We start from the raw sequence: 3,649 nt of genomic DNA on the forward strand, positions 1-3,649 counted from the left end.
GCCCTGCCCCTGGCCTTGCTGCCGCAGGCGCAGGCCCGCCGCGACTGGCTCGACGACATCGGCTGCCATACATTGGCGGACCTGCGCGCCCTGCCGCGCGCGGGCCTGCAACGGCGTAGCGCCCCCGAACTGCTCCAGGCCCTGGACGCCGCCTACGGCCAGGCGCCCGAACTCCATCGCTGGATCGAACCGCCGCACCAGTTCTCGCGCCGCATCGAACTCACCGACTACGTCGAACACACCGACGCGGTGCTGGCGGTGGCGCGCCGACTGGCCGAACAGCTGGGCGGCTGGCTCAGCGCCCGGCAACTGGCGGTGCGCCGCGTGGTGCTCAGCATGGAGCACGAACGCGGCCGCCACGCCCGGCCGCCCACCGAACTGGAGCTGGCCCTGGCCCAGCCGGTCTGGCAGGCGCCGCAGATCCTCCACCTGCTGCGGGAAAAGCTGGCCCGTTTCACCCTGGAAGCGCCCGTGATCGCCGTAATGCTGCTGGCGCCCGACACGGTCGAGCAGCCCGCCGCCAGCACCACCCTGTTCCCCGAGCCCGGCGGCACGCCCGCCGACCATGCCCGGCTGCTGGACCTGCTGGTGGCGCGGCTGGGCCGCGACCAGGTGCGCCATGCTCAGCCGGTTCCCGACCACCGCCCCGAAGCCGCCAACGCCTGGGGCGATGCGCTGTCTCCGCCCCAACGCGCCGCCCCTCTGCCCGCGCTACTGGACCGGCCCTTCTGGCTGCTGGATCCGCCGCTGCCCTTGAAGCTGTCCGGCCATCGCCCGCAATACGGCGGCCAGTCGCTGCGGCTGATGCGCGGCCCCGAACGCATCGAAAGCGGCTGGTGGGACCCGGCCCTGACCGTACGCGACTACTTCGTCGCCGAAGACGCGGCGGCCGCGCGCTACTGGATCTACCGCGAACGCGACGACGAGCACGCCCGCTGGTTCCTGCATGGGCTCTACGCCTGACACGGCATAGGCATGGACGACGAGATCCCCGACATCCTGGCCCAGCTGCCCGGCTACGCCGAGCTGCAATGCCAGTCCAATTTTTCTTTCCTACAGGGCGCCTCGCACCCGGAGGAGCTGATCGAGCGCGCCGCCGAGCTGGGCTACGCCGCGCTCGCCATCACCGACGAATGCTCGCTGGCGGGCGTGGTCCGCGCCCACGTGGAGGCCAAGGCCCGCCAGCTGCCGCTCATCATCGGCGCCACCTTCCAGCTGCGCGCCGCGCCCGACGCCGCGCCGCTGGGCCTGATCCTGCTGGCGCAGACGCGCGAGGGCTACGGCAATCTGTCCGAACTGATCACCCTGGCGCGCACCCGCGCGCCCAAGGGCGAATACCGGCTGGCGCCCGAAGACCTCACCCACCCGCCCGCAGGCTACGCCCATCTGCGCCACCTGCCCGAATGCCTGGCCATCCTGAGCCCCGCCTACGGCACCGATGCCGACCGCATGGCCGAACAGGCGCGCTGGCTGGCGCGCGTCTTCCCCCATCGCGCCTGGGTGGGACTGACCCTGCTGCACCGCTCCCGCGACGACCTGCACCGCGCTGCGGTCGAACAGGCCGCGCAGGCCGCGGAACTGCCCCTCGTGGCGCTGGGCCAGGTACAGATGCACCTGCGTTCACGCAAGCCGCTGCACGACACGCTGACCGGCATCCGCACCCGCCAGCCGGTGTCGCAGTGCGGCTATGAACTGTCCGGCAACGCCGAACAGCACCTGCGCACGCGCATGCGGCTGGCCAATCTCTATCCCCCGCAGGCGCTGGCCCAAACGCTGGCGGTGGCCCGCCGCTGCGCCTTCTCATTGGATGAGCTGCGCTACGAATACCCGGACGAGATCATTCCGCGCGGCCACTCGCCGGCGACGTACCTGCGCCAGGAAACCCTGGCCGGAGCCGCGCGCCGCTTCCCTGCCGGCACGCCGGACAGCGTCACCGCACAGATCGAAAAAGAACTGGCCCTGATCACGGACCTGCACTACGAAGCCTATTTCCTGACGGTCTACGACATCGTCCAGTTCGCCCGCGGCCAGGGCATCCTGTGCCAGGGCCGGGGCTCCGCCGCCAACTCCGCGGTCTGCTACTGCCTGGGCATCACCGAGGTGGACCCGGTGCGCGGCAACAACCTGTTCGAACGCTTCATCAGCAAGGAACGCAACGAACCGCCCGACATCGACGTGGACTTCGAACACCAGCGCCGCGAAGAGGTCATCCAGTACATCTACGGCAAATATGGCCGCGAGCGCGCCGCGCTAACCGCCGTGGTCATCTCCTACCGCCCGCGCAGCGTATTGCGCGATACCGGCAGCGCGCTGGGCGTGGACGCAGGCGTCATCGACGCCGTGGCGCGCGCCCACCAATGGTGGGACGGCAAGAAGGAAATGCTGCGCACCCTGGGCGCTTGCGGCCTGGACCCGGAATCGCAGGTCGCGCGGCAATGGGCGGCGCTGGCGCAGACGCTGATGGGCTTTCCGCGCCACCTGTCGCAGCACCCCGGTGGCTTCGTGATTTCACGCGGCAAGCTCTCGCGCCTGGTGCCCATCGAGAACGCCGCCATGGCAGACCGCAGCGTGGTGCAATGGGACAAGGACGACCTGGACGCGCTGGGCCTGCTGAAAGTGGACGTGCTGGCGCTGGGCATGCTGTCGGCGCTGCGGCGCACCCTGGAGCTGGCCGGCCAGCGCCGCGGCCAGCCCTTGCGGCTGCAAGACATCCCGCCGGACGACACACCCACCTACGACATGATCTGCGACGCCGACACCATAGGCGTGTTCCAGATCGAATCCCGCGCCCAGATGACCATGCTGCCGCGGCTGCGTCCGCGCCAATACTACGACCTGGTGGTGCAGGTGGCCATCGTGCGGCCCGGCCCGATCCAAGGCGGCATGGTCCATCCCTATCTGCGCCGCCGCCAAGGCAAGGAGCCCGAAACCTATCCCAGCGAAAAAGTGCGCGGCGTGCTCAGCCGCACCATGGGCGTGCCCATCTTCCAGGAACAGGTCATGCAGATCGCCGTGGTCGCCGCCGGCTTCACGCCGGGCGAATCCGACCAGCTGCGCCGCTCCATGGCGGCCTGGAAGCGCAAGGGCGGCGTGGACAAATACCGTACCAAGCTGGTCGGCGGCCTGCTGGCCCATGGCTACAAACTGGATTTCGCCGAAGCGCTGTTCCGGCAGATCGAAGGCTTCGGCGAATATGGCTTCCCCGAAAGCCACGCCGCCAGCTTCGCCCTGCTGGCCTATGCCAGCTCATGGCTCAAGCGGCACGAGCCCGAAGCCTTCCTGGCTGCCCTGCTCAATTCCCAGCCCATGGGCTTCTACGCTCCCGCCCAGTTGGTGCAGGACGCCCGCCGCCACGGCGTCTGCGTGCTGCCGCCGGACGTCATGATCAGTGGCTGGGACTCGGCGTTGGAAACCCTGCCCGAGGGCCACCCCGGCGCCCGCCGTACCGCGCATCTACACGCGCCCGCCACCGACGGCCCTCGCCCCGCCGTCAGGCTGGGACTGAGCCTGATCCAGGGCATGCGCGAAGACGCCGCCCGGCGCATCGAGGACGCGCGCGGTACCGCACCCTTTGCCGACACCGGCGACCTGGCCCGCCGCGCCGCCCTCACCCGCCACGATCTGAACGCGCTGGCCGCCGGCGACGCCC

General features: G+C 70.3%; 2 protein-coding genes. Both read left to right on the forward strand.

What is annotated here, in order from left to right; all coding sequences use genetic code 11:
* The coding region (locus tag WBB14_RS22895; RefSeq protein ID WP_424241869.1) for a DNA polymerase Y family protein at window positions 1-963 on the forward strand (963 nt) is incomplete at its 5' end.
* Window positions 964-975: 12 nt separating this feature from the next.
* Window positions 976-3,649: error-prone DNA polymerase (locus tag WBB14_RS22900; RefSeq protein WP_424241870.1), on the forward strand; the 2,674-nt coding region annotated here is incomplete at its 3' end.

This window comes from Achromobacter sp., assembly GCF_049647645.1.
Lineage (GTDB): Bacteria > Pseudomonadota > Gammaproteobacteria > Burkholderiales > Burkholderiaceae_B > Achromobacter.